This is a genomic window from Pseudomonas sp. Irchel s3a12, from assembly GCF_900187485.1.
Classification (GTDB): domain Bacteria; phylum Pseudomonadota; class Gammaproteobacteria; order Pseudomonadales; family Pseudomonadaceae; genus Aquipseudomonas; species Aquipseudomonas neuropathica.
The window spans coordinates 177,197-199,559 of sequence record NZ_FYDN01000004.1; the positions used below are offsets into that span (position 1 = coordinate 177,197).

18 protein-coding genes are annotated in these 22,363 nt (G+C 58.4%); 5 read left to right on the forward strand and 13 right to left on the reverse strand.

The genetic code is table 11. The features are described from left to right. Positions 1 to 153 precede the first annotated feature (153 nt). The 11 genes from CKW14_RS08875 to mtnA all read right to left on the reverse strand — a co-directional run bounded on the left by CKW14_RS08875 (position 154) and on the right by mtnA (position 13,921). Positions 154 to 414, reverse strand: coding sequence for a lipopolysaccharide assembly protein LapA domain-containing protein (locus CKW14_RS08875; protein WP_095125174.1), 261 nt, complete (start codon positions 412 to 414; stop codon positions 154 to 156). A gap of 27 nt (positions 415 to 441) precedes the next feature. Beyond that, positions 442 to 738: an integration host factor subunit beta gene (ihfB, locus tag CKW14_RS08880; RefSeq protein WP_003189779.1), complete on the reverse strand. Its 297-nt coding sequence runs from the start codon at positions 736 to 738 to the stop codon at positions 442 to 444. A 152-nt stretch (positions 739 to 890) separates the two neighbouring features. Next, on the reverse strand, positions 891 to 1,169 hold the full coding sequence (locus CKW14_RS08885) for a hypothetical protein (RefSeq protein WP_095048561.1): 279 nt from the start codon (positions 1,167 to 1,169) through the stop codon (positions 891 to 893). Positions 1,170 to 1,372: 203 nt separating this feature from the next. Next, positions 1,373 to 3,058, reverse strand: coding sequence for a 30S ribosomal protein S1 (rpsA, locus tag CKW14_RS08890; protein WP_093435292.1), 1,686 nt, complete (start codon positions 3,056 to 3,058; stop codon positions 1,373 to 1,375). Between the two features lie 119 nt (positions 3,059 to 3,177). Beyond that, positions 3,178 to 3,867, reverse strand: a complete 690-nt coding sequence (cmk, locus tag CKW14_RS08895) for a (d)CMP kinase (RefSeq protein ID WP_064391442.1) — start codon at positions 3,865 to 3,867, stop codon at positions 3,178 to 3,180. Continuing rightward, positions 3,864 to 6,071 (reverse strand): bifunctional prephenate dehydrogenase/3-phosphoshikimate 1-carboxyvinyltransferase, encoded by a 2,208-nt coding sequence (locus tag CKW14_RS08900; RefSeq protein ID WP_256587195.1) that lies wholly within the window; start codon positions 6,069 to 6,071, stop codon positions 3,864 to 3,866. The genes cmk and CKW14_RS08900 overlap by 4 nt, the downstream gene beginning before the upstream one ends. 28 nt (positions 6,072 to 6,099) lie before the next feature. Beyond that, positions 6,100 to 7,212, reverse strand: coding sequence for a histidinol-phosphate transaminase (gene hisC / locus CKW14_RS08905; RefSeq protein WP_095125176.1), 1,113 nt, complete (start codon positions 7,210 to 7,212; stop codon positions 6,100 to 6,102). 12 nt (positions 7,213 to 7,224) lie between these two features. Then, on the reverse strand, positions 7,225 to 8,319 hold the full coding sequence (gene pheA, locus CKW14_RS08910; protein ID WP_016770924.1) for a prephenate dehydratase: 1,095 nt from the start codon (positions 8,317 to 8,319) through the stop codon (positions 7,225 to 7,227). After that, entirely contained in the window at positions 8,319 to 9,404 is a 1,086-nt protein-coding gene (gene serC / locus CKW14_RS08915; RefSeq protein ID WP_095125177.1) for a 3-phosphoserine/phosphohydroxythreonine transaminase, read from the reverse strand. Before serC ends, pheA begins: the two co-directional genes overlap by 1 nt. Positions 9,405 to 9,635: 231 nt before the next feature. Then, positions 9,636 to 12,410 carry a DNA gyrase subunit A gene (gene gyrA, locus CKW14_RS08920; protein WP_093435302.1) on the reverse strand — a complete coding sequence of 925 codons (2,775 nt, stop codon included), beginning with the start codon at positions 12,408 to 12,410 and terminating at the stop codon, positions 9,636 to 9,638. Positions 12,411 to 12,844: 434 nt separating this feature from the next. Next, positions 12,845 to 13,921 (reverse strand): S-methyl-5-thioribose-1-phosphate isomerase, encoded by a 1,077-nt coding sequence (gene mtnA, locus CKW14_RS08925; RefSeq protein WP_095048565.1) that lies wholly within the window; start codon positions 13,919 to 13,921, stop codon positions 12,845 to 12,847. 108 nt (positions 13,922 to 14,029) lie between these two features. Between mtnA and CKW14_RS08930 the strand changes: the two genes are divergently transcribed. From CKW14_RS08930 to CKW14_RS08950, 5 genes are all read left to right on the forward strand, one after another. Next, the gene (locus CKW14_RS08930; protein ID WP_095125178.1) at positions 14,030 to 15,364 is read left to right on the forward strand and encodes a TRZ/ATZ family hydrolase; all 1,335 of its coding nucleotides are present in this window, start codon (positions 14,030 to 14,032) and stop codon (positions 15,362 to 15,364) included. A 56-nt stretch (positions 15,365 to 15,420) separates the two neighbouring features. Continuing rightward, positions 15,421 to 16,119 carry a bifunctional 2-polyprenyl-6-hydroxyphenol methylase/3-demethylubiquinol 3-O-methyltransferase UbiG gene (gene ubiG / locus CKW14_RS08935; protein ID WP_093435309.1) on the forward strand — a complete coding sequence of 233 codons (699 nt, stop codon included), beginning with the start codon at positions 15,421 to 15,423 and terminating at the stop codon, positions 16,117 to 16,119. A 4-nt stretch (positions 16,120 to 16,123) separates the two neighbouring features. Next, positions 16,124 to 16,795: an N-acetylmuramic acid 6-phosphate phosphatase MupP gene (gene mupP, locus CKW14_RS08940; protein ID WP_095048567.1), complete on the forward strand. Its 672-nt coding sequence runs from the start codon at positions 16,124 to 16,126 to the stop codon at positions 16,793 to 16,795. A gap of 72 nt (positions 16,796 to 16,867) precedes the next feature. Further along, entirely contained in the window at positions 16,868 to 17,608 is a 741-nt protein-coding gene (locus tag CKW14_RS08945) for a YciK family oxidoreductase (protein WP_095125179.1), read from the forward strand. A gap of 363 nt (positions 17,609 to 17,971) precedes the next feature. After that, a complete protein-coding gene (locus tag CKW14_RS08950; protein WP_095048569.1) occupies positions 17,972 to 18,898 on the forward strand; it encodes a GGDEF domain-containing protein in 927 nt (308 codons plus the stop codon). Between the two features lie 135 nt (positions 18,899 to 19,033). On the opposite strand, the gene CKW14_RS08955 is transcribed toward CKW14_RS08950, so the two are convergent. Further along, on the reverse strand, positions 19,034 to 19,795 hold the full coding sequence (locus CKW14_RS08955; RefSeq protein ID WP_371857736.1) for a TenA family transcriptional regulator: 762 nt from the start codon (positions 19,793 to 19,795) through the stop codon (positions 19,034 to 19,036). Between the two features lie 79 nt (positions 19,796 to 19,874). Beyond that, positions 19,875 to 22,334, reverse strand: a complete 2,460-nt coding sequence (locus CKW14_RS08960; RefSeq protein WP_095125181.1) for an EAL domain-containing protein — start codon at positions 22,332 to 22,334, stop codon at positions 19,875 to 19,877. Positions 22,335 to 22,363 lie beyond the last annotated feature (29 nt).

The following is a 22,363-nucleotide window of genomic DNA, read 5'->3' on the forward strand; positions in this document are numbered from 1 at the left end:
TCCACGAATGCAAAAGCTACCAATCGTAGCTTTTATCAAATTCAGTCTGAATGGGTGTGAAAACCTCACAACCAAAAGAGGATCGCATTTTACAGCTTCATAGGCGTTTTACTATTGGATATAGCTAAGCCTGGAAGCAAGCATATGAGGCTTTCACTCTGTCAAATGCTTGCGCGCAGCTCTGTTTCTACTCGCGACTCTTGATGAGCGCCCCAAAAACCAGCCTAACACCGGCCCGATCAGCATTCCGACAAGCAAAGCCAAAACCACGATCAACGAAATCGGCAACTGAGGCCCAGACAAACCCAGAAACAATAACGAAACCGACTGCTGATTCTCGAGAACAAACGCCAGAATCACCAAAATCAGTAAAAGAATAAAAACGCCAAGAAGTATGCGCTTGAGGTTACGCATCAGCGCCCCCTTGAAAAATAGCGAAGATCAAACCCCCTCCTCCTCTTCCTCATTCACCCGGTCACGCAATTCTTTACCCGGCTTGAAATGCGGAACGAATTTACCGTCAAGACTGACGGATTGACCGGTCTTTGGATTGCGGCCAACACGCGGAGCACGGTAATGCAGGGAGAAGCTGCCAAACCCACGGATCTCGATACGATCACCGGTGGCGAGGCACTGGGACATTTGTTCAAGCATGGTCTTGATGGCCAGCTCCACATCCTTGGATGAGAGCAGCCCTTGATGGGTGACAATTCGTTCGATCAACTCCGACTTCGTCATATTTTTCCCTTCTTTTTCAAGCAGCTAGATCAGCGCTTGAAAGGTTTTAGCACGCCCGGAAGATTTTGAACAGCCCAGGGATTGACATATCTTCCTCCGCGTCGAAACGCCCGTTTTCAGGGCATCACAGCAACAAACAGGGCACGGCATGCTTAACGGCATATCACCAGCATGGTTCGTGTCACGTAGCCTGCCGGGTTGAAGCCAAAAGGAAACTCGTCCTCATCCTTGGCATCATCTGATCGCGTGATCACTTTGTACCCCGCGCCCTTGCACTCCTTAGCCGCGCGCTTCTGGCACTTCTCCCAGCCTGAGCCCAACCCGGAGCAGTCGACCTCTATACCACTGACACCACGCACGGCATGGGTCTTGGCACTGGTCGTACAGCCAGCCAGAGCCAGCACAGCCATGAGGACAATAAACTTGTTCATCCACTTCCTTATGCCAGGCAATGCCCGACCGCTACACGCTTAAGATCAAGCTTAGTCGTGAATAGGCGATTGATCCGATTAAAGAAACAGACCACCCGGAAGCAAGATTGGTTTCACCAAAAACCCTAAACAAGCCGTGAGCACTAAATCGCAGGCACAAAAAAGGGCGACCGAAGTCGCCCTTTTTCATGATCAAGCAGAACTTAGTTCTGTTTGGCCATTGCTTGACGCAGCAGTGCAGCCATAGTGGTATCGGCAGGAGCAGCAGCTTCACCTTCTTTCAGGCTCTGGATAGCTTCTTTCTCTTCAGCATCGTCTTTCGATTTGATCGACAGCTGAATTACACGGCTCTTACGATCAACGCTGATGATCTTGGCTTCTACTTCCTGGCCTTCTTTCAGAACGTTGCGCGCGTCTTCAACGCGGTCACGGCTGATTTCGGAGGCTTTCAGAGTCGCTTCGATATCGTCGGCCAGAACGATGATGGCGCCTTTGGCGTCAACTTCTTTCACGGTGCCAGTAACGATTGCGCCTTTGTCGTTAACCGAGACGTACTCGGAGAACGGATCGCTTTCCAGTTGCTTGATACCCAGGGAGATACGCTCGCGCTCTGGGTCAACCGACAGGATAACGGTGTCCAGCTCGTCGCCCTTCTTGAAACGACGAACAGCTTCTTCGCCAACTTCGTTCCAGGAGATGTCGGACAGGTGAACCAGACCGTCGATGCCGCCGTCCAGACCAATGAAGATACCGAAATCGGTGATCGACTTGATGGTGCCGGAGATTTTATCGCCCTTGTTGAACTGGCCAGAGAAATCTTCCCATGGGTTAGATTTGCACTGCTTGATGCCCAGGGAGATACGACGACGCTCTTCGTCGATGTCCAGAACCATAACTTCCACTTCGTCGCCGACTTGTACGACTTTCGAAGGGTGGATGTTCTTGTTGGTCCAGTCCATTTCCGAAACGTGTACCAGACCTTCAACGCCTTCTTCCAGCTCAGCGAAGCAGCCGTAGTCGGTCAGGTTGGTTACACGAGCGGTAACGCGAGTGCTTTCTGGGTAACGGGCTTTGATAGCAACCCATGGATCTTCGCCCAGTTGCTTCAGGCCCAGGGAAACACGGTTGCGTTCGCGATCGTATTTCAGAACCTTAACGTCGATTTCGTCACCAACGTTGACGATCTCGGAAGGATGCTTGATGCGCTTCCAAGCCATGTCGGTGATGTGCAGCAGGCCGTCCACGCCACCCAGATCGACGAATGCGCCGTAATCGGTGAGGTTTTTGACGATACCTTTGACTTGCTGGCCTTCCTGCAGGGATTCCAGCAGAGCTTCACGCTCGGCGGAGTTCTCGGCTTCCAGGACGCTGCGACGGGAAACGACAACGTTGTTGCGCTTCTGGTCCAGCTTGATGACCTTGAATTCCAGCTCTTTGCCTTCCAGGTGCGTGGTGTCGCGCACTGGACGGACGTCAACCAGGGAACCTGGCAGGAACGCACGGATGCCGTTAACGTCGACAGTGAAGCCGCCTTTAACCTTACCGTTGATAACGCCCTTGACCACTTCCTCGGCTGCGAAGGCTGCTTCCAGAACGATCCAGCATTCAGCGCGCTTGGCTTTTTCACGGGACAGCTTGGTTTCACCGAAACCGTCTTCAACCGAGTCCAGCGCAACGTGAACTTCGTCACCGACATTGATAGTCAGATCGCCAGCATCGTTGTAGAACTGCTCAAGCGGGATGAGTGCTTCAGACTTCAGGCCAGCGTGAACGGTTACCCAGCGAGCTTGGTAATCGATATCAACGATAACACCGGTGATGATGGAGCCTGCCTGAAGGTTCAGGGTTTTTAGGCTTTCTTCAAAGAGTTCCGCAAAGCTTTCGCTCATTTTAATTCCTGTAAATGAGGGCGAAGGATACGCCCATCTCCACACCCCAGACGGTGTGGGTTAGTTTCATATAGAAGAAGCGTCGCAGGACTATGACTGGTCCCCTGCGGCCTTCTTGGTCACCCGGCGATATCGCGAATGGCGATCTCGCTCATGATGCGTTCAAGCACCTGATCGATGGACAACTCCGTGGAATCCAGCTGTATGGCGTCAGCCGCCGGCTTAAGCGGGGCTACCGCTCGCTGGGTGTCACGCTCGTCGCGTGCACGGATCTCATCTAGCAGACTCGACAGACTAACACCCTCGACTTTGCCCTTCAACTGCAAATATCGACGGCGCGCCCTCTCCTCGGCACTGGCGGTCAGGAAAATCTTCAGCGGTGCATCCGGAAAAACCACCGTGCCCATGTCGCGACCATCGGCCACCAGACCCGGCGCTTCCTGAAAAGCACGCTGGCGCTGCAGCAGCGCCTCGCGTACGGCCGGCAATGCAGCCACTTGCGAAGCGCCGGAGCCGACGCTTTCGGTGCGGATCACATCGCTGACTTCGTCACCTTCCAGAATGATCCGTTGCAACTGACCTTCGGTCGCCGCAATGAACTGAACATCCAGATGAGCGGCAAGCTTCTTCAGCAGCTCTTCATTGGTCAGGTCGACACCATGGTTATGCGCAGCAAATGCCAGCAAGCGGTACAACGCACCGGAATCCAGCAGGTTCCAGCCCAGACGCTTGGCCAGTATTCCGGCTACGGTGCCTTTGCCCGAGCCGCTTGGCCCATCAATGGTGATGACCGGTGCGATGTTTTTCACGACTGAGCCTCTTGTGCCACACGAATGCCGACCTGCCCGCACAGCGCGAGGAAGTTGGGGAACGACGTCGCGACGTTGGCGCAATCATGGATGCGGATCGGTGCGGTGGCGCGCAGGGAGGCCACACTGAAAGCCATCGCGATACGGTGATCGCCGTGACCATGCACTTCGCCGCCGCCGATCTGGCCGCCGTCGATGATGATACCGTCCGGGGTTGGCTGGCATTTCACGCCCAGCGCCAACAGACCGTCCGCCATCACCTGGATACGATCCGATTCCTTGACCCGCAGCTCTTCAGCGCCAGTCAGCACGGTACGCCCTTCGGCGCAGGCAGCCGCCACGAACAGCACCGGGAATTCGTCGATGGCCAGCGGAACCAGCTCTTCGGGAATCTCGATACCTTTGAGTTTAGCTGCCCGCACGCGCAGGTCAGCCACAGGCTCGCCGCCGACTTCACGCTGGTTTTCCAGGGTGATGTCAGCACCCATCAGGCGCAGGATGTCGATCACGCCGGTACGGGTCGGGTTGATGCCGACGTGCTCAAGCACCAGTTCCGAACCTTCAGCGATCGACGCTGCGACCAGGAAGAACGCCGACGACGAGATGTCGCCCGGCACTTCAATATGGGTCGCAGTCAGCTTGCCACCGGACTCAACCGATGCCGTAGCGCCATCAACGCTTACCGAATAACCAAAACCACGCAGCATGCGTTCGGTATGGTCACGGGTAGGTGCCGGCTCGGTCACTGTGGTCTTGCCTTCAGCGTACAGACCGGCGAGCAGCAGGCAGGATTTCACCTGAGCACTGGCCATCGGCATGGTGTAAGTCAGGCCTTTGAGTTTATGCCCGCCACGAATAGTCATCGGTGGACGACCTTCGGCAGCAGTTTCGATCACGGCGCCCATTTCGCGCAGCGGATTGGCCACGCGGTTCATCGGGCGCTTCGAAAGCGAGGCATCACCCGTCAAAACACTGTCGAAGTTTTGCGCAGCCAACAGGCCGGACAGCAGACGCATCGACGTGCCGGAGTTGCCCAGATAGATCGGGCCCGGCGCCGGTTTCAGGCCGTGCAGGCCGACACCGTGAATGGTCACGCGGCCGTGGTGCGGGCCTTCGATGACCACGCCCATGTCGCGGAATGCCTGCAAGGTCGCCAGGGCGTCTTCACCCTCAAGGAAACCTTCGACTTCGGTGACACCTTCGGCCAGCGAGCCGAGCATGATCGAACGGTGGGAAATGGATTTGTCACCCGGTACGCGAATCCGACCGGACAGGCGGCCACCAGGTTGAGCCAGGAAGATCAGATCGTTGGAATTCATAGCGTCCACATAGGCCCTGCGGGCCAGGATTTTACTGAAATGCTCGCGGGCAACCCGGGCGCGCGTGAAGACGCCCAACAATTGGTGCCCATCCCCTGCATCGACCGCGTCGCGCAAAGCGTCGAGGTCGCTGCGAAATGTATCGAGTGTGCGCAGGACAGCCTCGCGGTTGGCGAGGAAGATGTCGTGCCACATCACCGGGTCGCTTCCGGCGATTCTTGTGAAATCGCGGAAACCGCCCGCAGCGTAACGGAAGATCTCAAGATTTTCATTGCGCTTGGCCAATGAATCGACCAGACCGAAGGCCAGCAGGTGCGGCAGATGACTGGTCGCGGCCAGCACTTCATCATGACGCTCGACTTGCATGTGCTCGACATCGGCACCCAATTCGCGCCACAGACGATCGACCACAGCCAATGCGGCCGGGTCGGTTTGCTCAAGCGGCGTGAGGATCACTTTGTGGCGACGGAACAGCTCGGCATTGGAGGCTTCCACCCCGCTCTGCTCGGAGCCGGCAATCGGATGGCCCGGCACGAAACGCGCCGGCATGCCGCCAAACGCCTCGGTCGCCGCGCGCACCACATTGCCTTTGGCGCTGCCAACATCAGTCAGAATCGCCGCCCCCAGATCAATACTCGCCAAACGCGCGAGCACTTTTTCCATGGCCAGAATCGGCACCGCCAACTGAATTACGTCAGCGCCCTGACAGGCCACCACCAGATCATCTTCACAACGGTCGACCACACCCAACTCGACCGCCAGCTTGCGCGATTGCGGATCGAGATCGACCCCGACCACTTCGCGGCAGATGCCACTTTCACGCAAGCCTTTGGCAAACGAACCACCGATCAACCCCAGACCGACCACCACAAGGCGCCCGATCATAGGTGCAGCAGATTGCAGTGCAGTGACATCACCCACGAGCCAGAACCTTGCGCAGCGCTTCGAGGAAGCGGCTGTTTTCCGCCGGCAGACCAATGGTCACCCGCAGGTGGTTCGGCATGCCGTAGTTGGCCACCGGACGCACGATCACGCCTTCGCGCAGCAAGCCCTGAAATATCGGAGCAGCTACCTGACCGAGATCGACGCAGATGAAGTTGCCTTTGGATTCGATCCAGCTCAGGCCCAACTCACGGAGACCGGCTTGCAGCTGCTGCATACCCGCCTCGTTGAGCTGGCGGCTTTGCGCCAGATATTCCTCATCCTTCAGCGCCGCACAGGCTGCCGCCAAGGCGAGGCTGTTGACGTTGAACGGTTGGCGAACACGGTTCAGCACGTCCGCCACCACCGGGGTCGACAGACCGTAGCCAACACGCAATGCCGCCAGACCATAAGCCTTGGAAAAAGTGCGCGAAACCAGCAGATTGGGGTAAGCCGCGAGGAAATCCAGACCGTCCGGCAGATCGCTGCCTTCGGCGTACTCGATGTAAGCCTCGTCCAGCACCACCAGTACATGCTCCGGAACATCCTGCAGGAACTCGTCCAGCGCTTCTGCGCCGAACCAGGTGCCGGTCGGATTGTTCGGATTGGCGATGAACACGACACGGGTATTGGCATCGATGGCCGCGAGCATCGCCGGCAGGTCATGCCCCCAATCCTTGGCCGGCACCACTTTGGCTTGTGCGCCGACGGCCTGAGTGGCGATCGGGTACACCGCGAACGCGTGCTCACTGAACACGGCATTCAGGCCCGGCGCCAGATAGGCACGCGCGACCAACTCAAGAATGTCATTGGAACCGTTGCCCAGAGTGACCTGGCTCAGTTCGACACGGCATTGCTCGGCCAGCAGGGATTTCAGCGCAAAACCGTTGCCATCCGGGTAACGGGTCAGCTCGGCCAGCTCTTCGCGGATGGCTGCCAAAGCTTTCGGACTGGCGCCTAGCGGGTTTTCGTTGCTCGCCAGTTTGACGATTTTGGCCGGATCCAGGTCCAGCTCGCGCGCCAGTTCGTCCACAGGCTTGCCCGGAACGTACGGCGAAAGTTGTTGCACGCCCGGCTGTGCCAGAGCGAGGAAATTGCCACTCATTTGCTACCGCCCTTAGAGAACTGCTTTCGGGTAGGAACCCAGCACTTTGAGTGCTACTGCTTCCTGACTGATCTTTTCCAGCACACCTTTGATCAACGGATCACGGTGGTGGCCGACGAAGTCGATAAAGAACACGTAGGTCCATTTGCCGCTGCGCGACGGACGGGTTTCGATGCGGGTCAGGTCGATCCCGTTGTCATGGAACGGCACCAGCAGCTCGTGGAGCGCACCCGGCTTGTTGCTCATCGAAACGATGATCGAGGTCTTGTCGTCACCGGTCGGCGGCACTTCCTGGTTACCGATCATCAGGAAGCGCGTCGAGTTATCCGGACGGTCTTCGATCTTCTCGGCCAGACGGGTCAGGCCATACAGACCGGCCGCCATGTCGCCGGCAATCGCCGCCGAGTTCCACTCGCCCTTGACCCGCTTGGCCGCTTCAGCGTTGCTCGACACCGCGACGCGCTCGACATTCGGGTAATGCGCGTCCAGCCACTTGCGGCACTGTGCCAGCGACTGCGCGTGGGAATAGATACGGCTGATGCTGTCGGTCTTGGTGTTTTCACCGACCAACAGGTGATGGTGAATGCGCAGCTCGACTTCGCCACAGATGACCATGTCGTGTTCGAGGAAGCTGTCCAGCGTGTGGTTGACCGCGCCCTCGGTGGAGTTTTCCACCGGCACCACGCCAAAATTCACCGCACCGGCCGCCACTTCACGGAACACTTCGTCGATCGCCGCCATCGGCTTGCTGATCACCGCGTGACCGAAGTGTTTCATCGCTGCAGCCTGGGTGAAGGTGCCTTCAGGGCCGAGGTAAGCCACTTTCAGCGGCTGCTCCAGCGCTAGGCACGAGGACATGATTTCGCGGAAAAGCCGCGCCATCTCTTCGTTGCCCAGCGGCCCCTGATTGCGCTCCATCACGCGCTTGAGCACCTGAGCTTCGCGCTCAGGACGATAGAACACCGGCACTTCGCCTTCGGCCAGCGAGGCCATCTTTACTCGCGCGACTTCCTGGGCGCAACGCGCACGCTCACTGATCAGCTCAAGGACTTTGGTGTCCAGAGCGTCAATACGAACGCGCAGTGCCTTGAGTTCTTGCTCGGACATCAGCCGTGTTCCTTCTCGAATTCAGCCATGTACGCCACCAGCGCGTTAACGGCGGTGATGTCGACGGCGTTGTAGATGGAGGCGCGCATGCCGCCCACGGAGCGGTGGCCCTTCAGATTGAGCAAGCCGCGCTCTTCGGCACCGACCAGGAAAGGCTTGTCCAGACGATCATCAGCCAGACGGAACGGCACGTTCATCCACGAGCGGTCCGACTTGTTGATCGGGTTGCTGTAGAGGCCGCTGGCGTCGATGAAGTCGTACAGCGTGCGCTGCTTGACGTCGTTGAGCCTGGCGATCGCTTCAACGCCACCCTGCTCTTTCAGCCACTGGAACACCAGACCAGACAGGTACCAGGCCAGCGTCGGCGGGGTGTTGTACATCGAGCCGTTATCGGCCGCGACTTTGTAGTCGAGCATGGTTGGGCACAGCGAACGCGCCTTGCCGAGCAGGTCTTCGCGGATGATGTTGACGACGATGCCGCTCGGGCCGATGTTTTTCTGTGCGCCGGCGTAGATCATGCCGAAACGCGAGATATCAACCGGACGCGAGAGGATGTCCGAAGACATGTCCGCTACCAACGGCACGTCACCGGTTTCCGGGATCCACTGGAACTCCAGACCGCCGATGGTTTCGTTCGGCGCGTAGTGAACGTAAGCGGCGTCTTTCGACAGTTTCCACTCGTTCTGGCCCGGGATGGCGAAATAGTCGTAAGGTTTGGCGGTGGCGGCAACATTGACGTGACCGTAGCGCGAGGCTTCTTCGATGGCTTTCTGCGACCAGATACCGGTGTCGATATAGTCGGCAGAACCGCCTTCAGGCAGCAAATTCAGTGGAATCTGCGCGAACTGCTGACTGGCGCCACCTTGCAGAAACAGCACTTTGTAGTTCGACGGGATATTCAGCAGGTCACGCAGATCCTGCTCGGCCTGGGTGGCGATGGACACGAACTCATCGCTGCGATGGCTCATTTCCATGACCGACAGACCCTTGCCGTGCCAATCAAGGAGTTCACCCTGGGCACGTTGCAGGACAGCTTCAGGAAGCGCCGCAGGACCGGCGCAGAAGTTATAGGCTCGCTTGCTCACATCCAATCTCGCTCTGATTTGGTGGTATCACGCAATAAATCACACTACCGATCAACACGGCCCTGTGGGAGCGAGCCTGCTCGCGAATGCATCACCGCGGTGCGTCAGAGGTACCGCAGCGCCTGCATTCGCGAGCAGGCTCGCTCCCACAGGGGATCTCCATGATGTCGAAATTTCATACCGGACAAATAACAAGGGGGCGAATTCTCATCCGCCCCCTCGTTTGTCCGCTTATTCTTGCGGTTCTTCGTCTGCTGCGGCGTCGAGTTGCTGGTCTTCGGCAGCATCGTCGATCACGACATTGCCTTCGAACTCCTCGCCCTCTTCACCCTCAAGCTCTTCACCTTCAACTTCCGAAGGCTCCTGAACCCGCTCCAGCCCAACCAGGGTTTCATCCTTGGCCAGCTTGATCAGTGTGACGCCCTGAGTGTTACGACCCAGGCTCGACACTTCGTCGACACGGGTACGCACCAGAGTGCCCTGATCGGAGATCAGCATGATTTCTTCACCGTCCTGCACCTGAACCGCGCCGACCAGACGGCCGTTACGCTCGTTGCTGACCATGGCGATAACGCCCTGACCGCCACGCTTGTATTCAGGGAACTCGGTGATCGCCGTACGCTTGCCGTAGCCGCGCTCGGAAGCAGTGAGAATCTCGCTGCCTTCTTCTGGAATCAGCATGGAGATCAGCTTCTGCCCTTCTGGCAGACGCATGCCACGCACACCGCGGGCGGTACGGCCCATGGCGCGAACTTCGGATTCCTTGAAGCGAGTCACTTTGCCGCCGTCGGAGAACAGCATGATTTCCTGCTCGCCATCGGTAATGGCGGCGGAGATCAGGATGTCGCCTTCGTCCAGTTCCAGCGCGATCAGACCAACGCTGCGCTGACGGCTGAAGGCCACCAGCGGGGTCTTCTTCACGGTACCGTTGGCGGTCGACATGAAGATGAACGGGGCTTTCTTGCGGTCAGCAGCCTTGATGCGAGCACGACGTTCTTCATCGGTCTCGTTGCTGTTTTCGATTTCTTCTACATCAGCCTCGGCGCCTTCGGCTTCTTCTTCATCAGCCTGACGCTTCATGGCTTCGAGATCGACCGGCAGCATGGTGGTGATGTATTCACCTTCGCTCAATGGCAGAAGGTTGACCAGCGGACGACCACGGGCGGCGCGGGACGCTTCCGGAATCTCGTAGGTCTTGAGCCAGTAAACCTTGCCCTTGCTGGAGAACAGCAGCAGCGTGGTGTGGCTGTTGGCAACCAGCAGGTGAGCGATGTAGTCCTCATCCTTGACGCCGGTGGCCGACTTGCCTTTACCGCCACGACGCTGAGCCTGGTACGCAGCCAATGGCTGGGTCTTGGCGTAGCCACCGTGGGAGATGGTCACGACGCGCTCTTCTTCCGGGATCATGTCACCCAGGGTCAGGTCGAGACGGGCATCGAGAATTTCGGTGCGGCGCTGGTCGCCGTATTCGGCGCGGATCACTTCCAGCTCTTCGCGGATCACTTCCATCAGGCGCACGGCGCTGTTGAGGATGCGGATCAGCTCGCCGATCTGGTTGAGGATCTCTTGATACTCGGCCAGCAGTTTTTCGTGTTCCAGACCGGTCAGACGGTGCAGACGCAGTTCCAGAATGGCTTGCGCCTGTTCTGGCGACAGGAAGTACTTGCCTTCACGCAGACCGTATTGCGGATCGAGGTTTTCCGGACGGCACGAGTCGGCACCGGCACGCTCAACCATCGCCACCACTGCCGAGGATTCCCACGGCGTGCTGACCAGCGCTTCTTTGGCTTCCGACGGCGTCGGCGAAGCCTTGATCAGGGCGATGACCGGGTCGATGTTCGACAGGGCAACGGCCTGACCTTCAAGGATGTGACCACGCTCACGCGCCTTGCGCAGTTCGAACACGGTACGGCGAGTGACGACTTCGCGACGGTGACGGACGAAGGCTTCCAGCAGATCCTTGAGGTTCAGGATGCGTGGACGGCCATCGATCAGCGCAACAATGTTGATGCCGAATACCGATTGCAGCTGAGTCTGGGCGTAGAGGTTGTTGAGGATCACCTCAGGCACTTCGCCGCGACGCAGTTCGATCACGACGCGCATACCGTCCTTGTCGGACTCGTCGCGCAGTTCGGTGATGCCTTCGAGCTTCTTCTCTTTAACCAGCTCGGCGATCTTCTCGATCAGACGCGCCTTGTTCAACTGGTAAGGGAGTTCGGTGATGACGATCTGCTGACGGCCACCGACCTTGTCGATGTCTTCGATGATCGAGCGGGCGCGCATGTAAATACGGCCACGACCGGTACGGTAGGCTTCGATGATGCCGGCGCGACCGTTGATGATCGCGGCGGTCGGGAAGTCCGGACCGGGGATGTATTGCATCAGTTCATCGACGGTCAGCTCAGGGTTGTCGATGAGCGCCAGGCAACCGTCGATGACTTCACCGAGGTTGTGCGGCGGAATGTTGGTCGCCATGCCCACGGCAATACCGCTGGAGCCGTTGACCAGCAGGTTGGGGATACGGGTCGGCATGACCGCCGGGATCATTTCGGTGCCGTCGTAGTTCGGCACCCAGTCCACGGTTTCTTTGTGCAGGTCAGCCAGCAGCTCGTGCGCCAGCTTGGTCATGCGCACTTCGGTGTATCGCATGGCCGCAGCGTTGTCGCCGTCGACCGAACCGAAGTTGCCCTGACCGTCTACCAGCAGGTAGCGCAGGGAGAAAGGCTGTGCCATACGAACGATGGTGTCGTACACCGCGGTATCACCGTGCGGGTGATACTTACCGATCACGTCGCCGACAACACGGGCAGATTTCTTGTACGGCTTGTTGAAGTCGTTGCCCAGCTCGCTCATCGCGAACAGTACGCGACGGTGCACGGGCTTGAGGCCATCGCGCGCATCCGGCAGTGCACGGCCGACGATCACGCTCATCGCGTAGTCGAGGTAGGACTGTTTCAGCTCGTCTTCGATATTGACCGGGAGGATTTCTTTGGCCAGTTCGCCCATGAGAAGCCTGATTCCTTTTTCTGGTGAAACTTCGTCATATCCATATGGGACCAACGAAGCTCGTCGGGGCAGACCGAGTGCCATGCACCGACTTACGACAAATCAACATTGGATCGCGGATTTGCGCAGTAAAGACAGCTCCGTGGAGCTGCCTCGGAAAACGCCGGATGTTATCACAAGAGCCGCCACGCACCTATCCCCCTGATGCGCATGGAGCATAGTTAGTTGACCGGTGACAGGCTTAACGGGGACGAGAGAGGCTCAGAGCTTCTTTGAATGCAGAATTGGGGCTTGGTTTAGCGATGTTTATTGACATTTAGGACCCCAAACACCTGTAGGAGCTGCCGAAGGCTGCGATCTTTTGATCCTGACCTGTAAAAAGCAAGATCAAAAGATCGCAGCCTTCGGCAGCTCCTACATTGAGCAGGCCAGCATCAATGCAGGCGTTTGCGGCACATCAACTGGGCCATTTTCGCGGTATCCGGGCGCTCGACGATGCCTTTTTCGGTGACGATCGCATCGATCAGGTCGGCCGGCGTCACGTCAAATACCGGGTTGAACGCTTCAACGTCCGCGCCGACGCGCTTGCCACCCACTTCGAGCAACTCGGCGCCATCACGCTCCTCGATCGGGATGTCGTCACCGCTGGCCAGATTCATGTCGATGGTCGAACTTGGCGCCACCACCATGAAACGCACACCGTGGTGCATGGCGTTGACCGCCAGTTGGTAGGTGCCGATCTTGTTGGCCACGTCACCGTTGGCGGTGATGCGGTCCGCACCGACGATCACCCAGGTCACGCCTTTGGTTTTCATGATGTGCGCAGCGGCGGAGTCGGCATTCAGGGTGACCGGAATGCCTTCGTTGGCCAGTTCCCAAGCGGTCAGGCGCGAGCCCTGCAGCCACGGACGGGTTTCATCGGCGTAAACACGCTCGACCATGCCTTCCAGATAAGCCGCGCGAATCACCCCCAGCGCCGTACCGAACCCGCCGGTAGCCAGCGCACCGGTGTTGCAGTGAGTCAGAATCGCCTGCGCATTGCCCTGGTGCTTGCGGATCAGGTCAACGCCGAGCTGGGCCATGGTCAGGTTGGCTTCGCGGTCGCTTTCATGAATGGCAATGGCTTCGGCTTCCAGCGCCGCCAACGGGTCGGCGTTGCCTTTCAGACGATCCAGTCGATCGTGCATACGGCCCAACGCCCAGAACAGATTGACTGCGGTCGGACGAGAATCGGCCAGCAAGGCGAAATCTTCTTCCAGCGCCGCAGCCCAGTCGCCACCTTCGGCCAGACGGGCACGGGCCGCCAGCACAATGCCATAGGCCGCGCTGATGCCGATGGCCGGCGCACCGCGCACCACCATCGAACGAATCGCCTCAGCCACGCCGGCGGCGCTGGTGTAGGCAATCCAGGTTTCCTCGAACGGCAAAATACGCTGATCCAGCAGGTGGAGCGCGCCATCTCGCCAATCGATGGCCTTTACTTTCTCCGCAGCCAACAGTCGATCGCGCATCCCTCACCCCGCACTCATGAACAAAAGCCGCCGATTATAGCGATCCCCCCGCGAAGACGCTCGGGTATACTTCGCCATCCTTTACAAAAGCACTGGAACCGACCCTCGATGCCGAAACCTGCCATTGCGCTCGACTTATTATTGCTGCCGACCTGGCTGGTACCCGTCGAACCTGCAGGCGTTGTGCTCAAGGAGCACGGCCTGGGCATCCGCGACGGGCGCATCGTGTTTATCGGCCCGCGCGCCGAAGCATTGAAGTGTAACGCCACAGAAACCCGGGAATTGCCGGATGTGCTGCTCGCCCCCGGTCTGATCAATGCGCACGGTCATGCGGCGATGACGCTGTTTCGTGGCTTGGCCGATGATTTGCCGCTGATGACCTGGCTGGAAAATCACATCTGGCCGGCCGAGGCCAAGTGGGTCGATGAAGATTTCGTTCGCGATGGGACTGATTTGGCTATCGCCGAGCAGATCAAGGGCGGCATCACCTGTTTCTCGGACATGTATTTCTACCCGAAAGTCGCCAGCGAGCGCGTGCACAACAGCGGTATTCGCGCGCAGATCGCCATTCCGATCCTTGATTTCCCGATTCCGGGCGCCAGCAGCGCCGATGAAGCCATTCGTCAGGGCGTCGAACTGTTCGGCGATCTCAAGCACCACGAACGCATCAAGATCACCTTCGGTCCTCATGCACCGTACACCGTCGGCGACGAAAACCTGGAGAAAATCCGCGTGATTGCCGAGGAGCTGGACGCCTCGATCCATATGCACGTGCACGAAACCGCTTTCGAAGTTCAGCAAGCGCTGGAGCAGCGCGGCGAACGTCCGCTCGCGCGCCTCGGTCGTCTCGGCCTGCTTGGCCCGCGCTTCCAGGCCGTGCACATGACCCAGATCAGCGATGACGACCTGGCGTTGCTGGTAGAAAGCAACACCAGCGTGATCCACTGCCCGGAATCGAACCTCAAACTCGCCAGCGGCTTCTGCCCGGTCGAGCGTTTGTGGCAGGCTGGCGTCAACGTGGCCGTTGGCACCGATGGCGCCGCCAGCAATAACGATCTCGATCTGCTCGGCGAAACCCGTACCGCTGCACTCCTGGCCAAAGCCGTCGCCGGCTCGGCCACTGCGCTGGATGCCCATCGAGCACTGCGCATGGCCACGCTGAATGGCGCGCGCGCACTGGGGATCGAGGCGCAAGTCGGCTCGCTGGAAATTGGCAAAGCTGCCGACATCGTCGCTTTCGACCTGTCCGGCCTGGCCCAGCAACCGGTATATGACCCGGTCTCGCAGCTTATATATGCCACCGGTCGCGATTGCGTGAAACACCTGTGGGTCGCCGGCAAGCAACTGCTCGACGACCGCCGCCTGACGCGCATGGACGAAGAGCAACTGGGCGTCACCGCCCGGACCTGGGGCCAGCGCATCAGCGGCCACACCGAATCGTAAACACCTTGGCGCAAACGCCAGGGCTACAGCACTTTTAAAGTTTTAGAGGATTTAACATGAGCAACGTCGACCACGCCGAAATCGCCAAATTCGAAGCCTTGGCCCATCGCTGGTGGGACCGCGAAAGCGAGTTCAAACCACTGCACGACATCAACCCGCTGCGGGTCAACTGGATTGACGAGCGGGTCAATCTGGCCGGCAAGAAAGTCCTCGACGTCGGTTGCGGCGGCGGCATCCTCAGCGAAGCCATGGCGCAACGCGGTGCCACGGTGATGGGCATCGACATGGGCGAAGCGCCGCTGGCGGTCGCGCAACTGCATCAGCTGGAATCCGGCGTCAGCGTTGAGTACCGCCAGATCACCGCCGAAGCCCTGGCCGAAGAAATGCCGGAGCAGTTTGACGTGGTCACGTGCCTGGAAATGCTCGAGCACGTGCCGGATCCGTCGTCAGTGATCCGCGCCTGCTTCCGCATGGTCAAGCCGGGCGGTCAGGTGTTCTTCTCGACCATCAACCGCAACCCGAAGGCCTACCTGTTCGCCATCATCGGCGCTGAATACATCATGAAGCTGCTGCCGCGCGGCACCCACGACTTCAAGAAATTCATCCGCCCGTCCGAGCTGGGTGCCTGGAGCCGCATGGCCGGCCTGACCGTCAAAGACATCATCGGCCTGACCTACAACCCGCTGACCAAGCACTACAAGCTGGCCAGCGACGTTGACGTCAACTACATGATCCAGACCCTGCGCGAGGAGTAAGCCGATGGCGATCAGAGCAGTTCTCTTCGACATGGACGGCACCCTACTCGACACGGCGCCGGACTTCATCGCCATCTGCCAGGCCATGCGTGCAGATCGCGGCTTGCCGCCGATCAACGACAAGCACATCCGCGACGAGATCTCCGGCGGCGCCAAAGCGATGGTTGCGGTGACGTTCTCGATGGACCCGGAGTCGCCGGGCTTCGAAGAACTGCGTCTGGAGTTCCTTGAGCGCTATCTGGTTGGCTGCGCCGTGCACAGCAAGCTGTTTGACGGCATGGGTGAACTGCTGGCCGATATCGAAAAGGCCAAGCTGATCTGGGGCGTGGTGACCAACAAGCCACTGCGCTTTGCCGAGCCGATCATGCAGCAACTGGGATTGGCTGAGCGTTCGGCGCTGCTGATCTGCCCGGATCACGTGAAGAACAGCAAGCCGGATCCGGAGCCGTTGATCCTCGCGTGCAAGATGCTTGATCTGGATCCGTCGACGGTGCTGTTTGTCGGCGATGATCTGCGTGATATCGAATCGGGGCGCGATGCCGGTACGAAAACGGCAGCGGTGACGTTCGGCTACATCCACCCGGACGACAACCCGCGGCATTGGGGGGCGGACGTGGTGGTGGATCATCCGTCGGAGCTGCGCAAGGTGCTCGATAGCGCGCTTTGCAGTTGCTGAGACCTGACGCAGAGCGTCATTGGCTGCATTCCCACGCAGAGCGTGGGAACGATCTGACTTGATGAGGTTTTTATGTTTGATTACTCCGCTCGTCCCGAATTGCTCAAGGATCGGGTCATTCTAGTCACCGGTGCCGGTCGTGGCATTGGCGCGGCGGCCGCGAAAACCTACGCCGCCCATGGCGCTACGGTACTGCTGCTGGGCAAGACCGAGGCCAATCTGACGCAGGTGTACGACGAGATCGAAGCTGCCGGGCATCCGCAACCGGCGGTGATTCCGTTCAATCTGGAAACCGCCCTGCCCCATCAGTACGATGAGTTGGCCGCGATGATCGAGACCGAGTTCGGCCACCTCGACGGCCTGCTGCACAACGCTTCGATCATCGGCCCACGCACGCCGATCGAACAGTTGTCCGGCGAAAACTTCATGCGCGTCATGCAGGTCAACGTCAACGCCATGTTCATGCTGACCAGCACCCTGCTGCCGCTGCTCAAACTGTCGCAGGATGCCTCGGTGGTGTTCACCTCCAGCAGCGTCGGTCGCAAAGGCCGTGCGTACTGGGGCGCTTATGGCGTATCGAAGTTCGCCACCGAAGGCTTGATGCAAACCCTGGCCGATGAAGTCGACGGTGTCGCGCCGGTACGCTCCAACAGCATCAACCCAGGCGGCACGCGCACCAGCATGCGCGCCCAGGCGTATCCGGGGGAAAACCCGCTGAACAACCCGACGCCGGAGGAGATCATGCCGGTCTACCTGTACCTGATGGGCCCGGACAGCTCGGGCATCAACGGCCAGGCCTTCAACGCGCAATAACTGCCATACGTCACTTTTGTTGCCGCGGCAGATTCCTGTCGCGGCATGCATTTGCCGCTGGCGACCGTCATATTTCAGTCAATTTTCCAGCACACTCCTCCCCCTTGATCAGCCAACTTATTGATTCAAAACGGTTTAAATAAAACCGAACCGAATGGCACGACTTTCGCTCTAAATTTCCTCAAAGCATGCCGTGTGAAGGCAGTGGGGCAAAGCCGATTTCGATAGCTGACTAATCGTCTTCAGGCAGACTAAACTTACGCCAAATGTCCTACGGGACTGATGGATCAGTATGACGCGCAGCCCATAGCCGCTCTCACCCAGCCTGTAAGACAGACTTACTGCTTTAGGGGCTCACGCCATATGAAATCACCCTCCCAGACCAATGCAATTGACTTTGACAGTGCCAAATTGCAACGCCTGGGCTTTGGTCAGCTGCCTCCCCTTCTGGAGCGACCGGCCAGTCTTGCGCAATTGCGCCAGCAAATGAGCCTGCAACTGCAAACCAGCCTCGAACCGCAACGCATCCTCGGTCTGTTTTTCCGCGAAGTTCAGCGCCTCGTGCCCCTGGACGCGCTCAGCTACGTGCATCAGGGCAGCGACCTGCGCCTGGAATTCGGTGCCCGCGGCCACCACTCGATCAGCTATACCCTGAGCCACGAAGGCGAGCACATGGGCGAACTGGTGTTCCGTCGCAATCAGCGCTTCAACGACACGGAACAAGGTCAGCTGGAGTCGTTACTCTCATCCTTGCTGTACCCGATGCGCAACGCGCTGCTTTATCGCGAGGCGACTCAGAGTGCCCTGCGCGATCCGCTGACCGGCGCCGGTAACCGCATCGCCATGGAGCAAACCCTGCAGCGGGAGATCGATATGTCTCGCCGACATCAACAACCGTTGTCGCTGCTGATGCTCGATATCGACCACTTCAAACGGGTCAACGACAGCCATGGCCACAGCGCCGGCGATGACGTGCTTAAAGCCATCGCCGCGACAATCAAGGCGCAACTGCGCAACGTCGATATGGTGTTCCGTTACGGTGGCGAAGAGTTTCTGGTGCTGCTGTCCAACACCAGCCGGGAAGCGGCAGCGATGGTCGGCGAACGACTGCGTTATGCGACGCAGGCGGCCGAATACTATGCGGATGGGCAGTTGATTGAATTGACGGTGAGCCTGGGCTGCTCGACGTTGTTGCCGGGGGAATCGGCCGACAGCTTGCTGCGCCGCGCTGACAGTGCGTTGTATGTGGCCAAGCGTGAAGGTCGCAACCGCCTGGCGATGGCGGGCTAAGCCTTTCAGGCAACACAAAACAGTGTGGGAGCGAGCTTGCTCGCGAATGCGATCTGACATTCAACCATGAGTTGACTGGCATACCGCTTTCGCGAGCAGGCTCGCTCCCACATTGGTTTTGCGTGAAGACGAATATCAGCTCTCGACTACCGCCCTGCGCTCTCGGTTGACCAGCAAGCGTTCCGACGTCTCCAGTTGCATGCAACGCTCCAGAAACAGATACATGTAGTCATAGCTCTTGCAGACGGCCTGACGCAACTCGGCCTGCAAGGCCTTGCTAGGGTTCATCCCGGCCAGGGTGCAGATGATTTCCAGCGCCTCCCACGGATGGGCATCGTCGTACTGGGCATGCATCTTCAACCACTTCATCGCGCGCTTGCGATCCTCTTCGGGAAACGCTGCGGCATACACGCCGGTGGAGCAGACCAGCGCCGACCACTCCCCGGTCGCGCCTTCGATGGCATAGTTGGTGGCCGCGATGGCCACAATCAACGAATCGGCTGAGCTGGTGTGCCAGCACCAATGACTCAAGGCATGCAGTTCGGGCGGCACATGTTGGGCCTGAAGGTCTTCCAGACTGACGCCATGTGCACGACTCCAGTGCACCCAATAATCCGCATGATTGAGTTCGACGCGGATATTGCGCATCAGCCAGCGCCGCGCCATGTCTTCGCCCGGATGCCGGGCAAACCTGGTTTTGGTGAGATTCTGCGCCATGTACAACGCAAACTGCTCAACCACCGGCCAGCCCCCGATCAGGTACTGACGCATGGTTCTGGCGCTGAGTTTGTTATCACGCATGCGCAGGTAAAGTTCATGTTCGACAACCCGGCGCTTGCTCTCGCTGCAATCCTCAATGAGCTGTTGTGCCCAGGCAGGATAACTTGCAGCTTCCATGAGTGGTCCGGTTCGGTTGAATGTGTCGATCACTGTTCGGCTCCTTTTGATTTGTGATTGTAAGGATCGGCGAGAGACTTCAACGGAACGTGCCAGGCGCTTTGAATAACAGCGGTTGCGGTCTGGCGGGCCGACTTTGCAAACTGTCGCAGGTAAACAACTGTGGGCGTTCTATAACATAACCCTGAGCGTAATCCACACCAATTTCAAGCAGGGCCTGCTCGATCTGGGTTGTTTCAACAAACTCGGCAATTGTCTTTTTACCCATGACATGCCCGATGTGATTGATCACTTCGACCATTGCGCGGTTAATCGGGTCGTCCAGCATATCCTTTACGAAACTCCCGTCGATCTTCAGGAAGTCTACAGGCAAATGTTTCAGATAAGCGAATGAAGACATTCCGGCGCAAAAATCATCTAACGAAAAATAGCAACCTAAGTCTTTGAGTTCATTAATAAATCTTATTGCACTGCCCAGATTTGAAATTGCACTGGTTTCTGTAATTTCAAAACAAATCATTTCAGGCGGTATTGCATAGTTAACAAACTGTTCCCGCAGAAAGTGCAAAAACGCGTCATCTCCTATAGTAATGCCTGACAGATTAATCGCACACATTGCTAAAGGTTGTTGATGTTCTTGTGCAATACATTGAGCAATAACCTTAAATACATTCTGAACTACCCAACGATCCAGTTGACTCATCAAACCATAGCGCTCGGCTGCGGGAATGAAACTGTCCGGCAGAATCATCCGCCCGGCTTCATCGTGCAGACGCAGCAGAATCTCGATATGCCCACCGTTGTTGTCACCCGACTTGAGCGGAGCGATTTCCTGGGCGTACAGACAAAAACGGTTTTCTTCCAGGGCCATGTGCAAGCGTTGCACCCAGGCCATCTCACCAAAGCGCAGGGACAGTTCGGAATCGTCAGCGTGATAGACCTGCACGCGGTTACGGCCCTTTTCCTTGGCCATGTAACAGGCCATATCTGCGGCACGCAATGAGGCTTCGAGGGTCGTCGGGATTTGTGCGATATGCACCAGGCCAATGCTCACGGTGGTCAGGAACGGCCGCCCCTTCCAGACAAAGTGCAGATTCTGCACAGTCTGACGCAGCGCCTCGGCAATCTTTTCCGCCGCATCCGGCGCGCAGTTCTCCAGCAAGATGCCGAACTCATCACCACCCAGTCGCGCCAGCGTATCGCCCTCGCGCAGTCCGGACTGCAGCAGCGTACAAATGTGCCGCAACAACTCATCGCCGGCGGCATGGCCGCAGGTGTCGTTAACCAGTTTGAATTGATCAAGATCGAGGAACATCAGCGCATGCCGCCCGGTATGGCGCGCGAGATTGTGCAGCGCCTGCTCCAGGCGATATTCGAACTCGCGACGGTTAGCCAGCCCGGTCAGCGCGTCATGGGTGGCCTGCCACGACAGATTGGCGATGTATTGCCGTTCCTGGGTCATATCGTGCAAGACCAGCACCGTGCCACTGACCTTTCCGGCATTACGGATCGGCGCGCCGACCAGGGTCACCGACAATGTCGTGCCATCGAGGCGCTGGATCAGCTTCGAGTGCTCGCTGCCGCCACTAAGCTTGCCGCTGAGAATGTGCTCGATCAGGGTCAGCCCTTCGGACTGGGCGTTGTCGTCGAGCAGATTGAACAATGCCGCCAGCGGCAAACCCGCCGCCTGTTCGGCTTTCCAGTGGGTCATGGCTTCAGCGGCCGGGTTCATGTAATCGATAGCGCCGCTGACGTCGGTGGTAATGACGCCATCACCGATCGAATGCAAGGTAACGTGCGCCCGATCCTTCTCCAGTTGCAGCGCCTCGGCAAAGGCATGGCGCTGTTTGAGCAACTTGTGCGTACGCCACAGGGCCAGCACGATCAACCCCAGCGCCGTGGCGAGATTGGTCAACAGCAGCAGCCGCAGGATCATCCGCGAGCCTTCGCCCAAGGCATCGCTGAAGGCTTTCGCAGCCGGAGTCACGCCATCGTTGATGGCGAAAATCCGTGCCTTCCAGTGCTGGATATCAGTGCTGCTGGCACTGTTTTGCGAAATGCTGCGGTGCATCTCCTGCGCCACGTCATCCAGCTCGACCAGGTAGGCGTCACCGACCGTCCAGCGGTCAATTGCGGTTTCCAGATAACTGAAATGGCGGAAGTTGAGGTACAGCCAGATCAGGCTGGAAACGTCGTCCGGGTGGTTACCACCCTTTAGAATGCCTTCGCGCGCCGCGGCCAGATCCGGCGGTTGATGATCCAGCGCCAGACGCAACTGATGCCCGCCTTGCGGCACACCGATCGCAGTGCGGTACTTGAGGAAAATCGCCTCGTCACGGCTGTCGGCGTAGAGATTGAGGTAGTAAATCGCGTCTTTCTGGCCCTTGGACCAGAGGCTTTCACCAGCGACGTAACCGCGAACCGCCGAGAGCACGTAAAGACTCACGCCGCCCAATAACGCTTGAAACAACACGACGGCAATAAATGGCCAGACGATGCCCAACAACCGTGGCGTTCCGAGAGTCCGCTTTTGCTTCATGAGATCCCTTGCGCAAGCACTGCCAGATG